Source organism: Acinetobacter sp. YH01009, from assembly GCF_013420765.1.
Taxonomy (GTDB): Bacteria; Pseudomonadota; Gammaproteobacteria; order Pseudomonadales; family Moraxellaceae; genus Acinetobacter; species Acinetobacter amyesii.
This window is the reverse complement of sequence record NZ_VOYE01000046.1, coordinates 1-1,476: the sequence shown is the minus strand read 5'-3', so window position 1 is coordinate 1,476 and position 1,476 is coordinate 1. Positions and strand designations below refer to the sequence as shown.

Below are 1,476 nucleotides of genomic sequence, written 5' to 3'. Positions count from 1 at the left end.
GTCGCGAACGTCGCCACCAGCATGGCCGACGCGCCCACTGCTTGAAGTAGACGGAAAGCGACAAAGGCCGGTGCAGTTGAAGACCAAGCTGCTCCCAGAGACGCAATGACGAAAGCCGTTGCGCCCGGCGATTAAGTTAATAAACATATTAAATCATTAATTAGTTTTTGTAGTTTAGAGAGTTTATTTCTTAGGGTTTCTATTCCTCAATTATTCCGTATCCTTCTGGTGCAGGAATCCCATGTTCCGAAGAACGACTGACTGATTCCCACTCTTTCCATGTAAATATACGTTTTTCTGCATTTTCAACAGCTAAATCATATACAAGGCTTCCCAGAACTAATCGGAGAGGCGGATTCTCACTATTAACCAGTTTCATTATAGCTTCGGCGGCTAACTTAGGATCACTATCCACCGATTCGTTTGAATATTGTTGGGCCAACTTTTCACGTAATGAATCATACTCTTTTTTCTGTGTAGTAAAACTCATTTTTAAGTATAGATTCGTCCAGTAACCTCCAGGTTCTACGATAGATACTTTTATACCAAAATGTGCAGCTTCTTGTGCTAAAGCCTCGCTAAATCCTTCTAAAGCAAATTTACTAGCGCTATAGATTCCCGACATTGGACCACTAATCAGTCCACCAATACTAGATATCTGGATAATATGACCTGATTCTTGTGCCCGCAAGTACGGCATAACAGCTTGACTTACCCATACTGTACCGAAGAAATTAGTTTCCATTTGGCTTCTAACTTCATCTTCACTAAATTCTTCAATCATTCCCATTACCATATTCCCTGCATTGTTAATGACAATATCGAGTCTTCCAAAATGTTTAATGGCAGTTTCCACTGTAGTCGAAACAGCACTTCTATCAGTAACATCAAGACTTAAAGGAAGTAACATTCCTTCAAACTGGCATTTTAACTCATTCAGTTTTTCAATATTTCTAGCAACACCAACAACCTTCTCTCCTGACTCCAATGCTTTTTTTGTGAATTCGTATCCTAGTCCACTGCTTGCACCTGTAATAAACCACACACGTGTATTTTCATTGTTATTAAATGTCATAAATAATCTCCTCCATTAATCATGTAATATTGGTATCATTCAATACCAATTTAAAACAAACAAAATAAAGAGCACAGGCAATCTGCCTATGCTCTAAATATAGAAATATAAAATTTCAACAGGATTAATCCGATTGTTGGTATCACAAATAAGCCATCAAATTCATTGATGTACCCTTTTCTACGAAGTGTCATGGGAGATCTCCCTTTAAAATAAAAAAGAGGAAGATTCCTCTCCCCCTTTTTACTATAACCGTATAATAAAGGTTTCCTATACGTATAGGAAGAATAAACGCCCTTTTCACCCAAGTCCAACAGCTTTGGACCGCAGTTGACTCTTTCGACACCCCTGCGATGCAACCCAATCCGGCTGACGGGGAGCCAGCAACGCTGAAAATTTAC

2 protein-coding genes and 1 pseudogene are annotated in these 1,476 nt (G+C 39.3%); all 3 read right to left on the bottom strand.

Annotated features, from left to right (window positions below; translation table 11 throughout):
* Positions 1–125, bottom strand: a pseudogene (locus tag FTT76_RS17460) (CmlA/FloR family chloramphenicol efflux MFS transporter); the annotation flags it as partial.
* A 74-nt stretch (positions 126–199) separates the two neighbouring features.
* Entirely contained in the window at positions 200–1,075 is an 876-nt protein-coding gene (locus tag FTT76_RS17455; RefSeq protein ID WP_078081115.1) for an SDR family oxidoreductase, read from the bottom strand.
* A gap of 86 nt (positions 1,076–1,161) precedes the next feature.
* Positions 1,162–1,476, bottom strand: a 315-nt coding sequence (locus FTT76_RS17560; RefSeq protein ID WP_218944809.1) for a hypothetical protein, incomplete at its 5' end; no start/stop codon positions are given.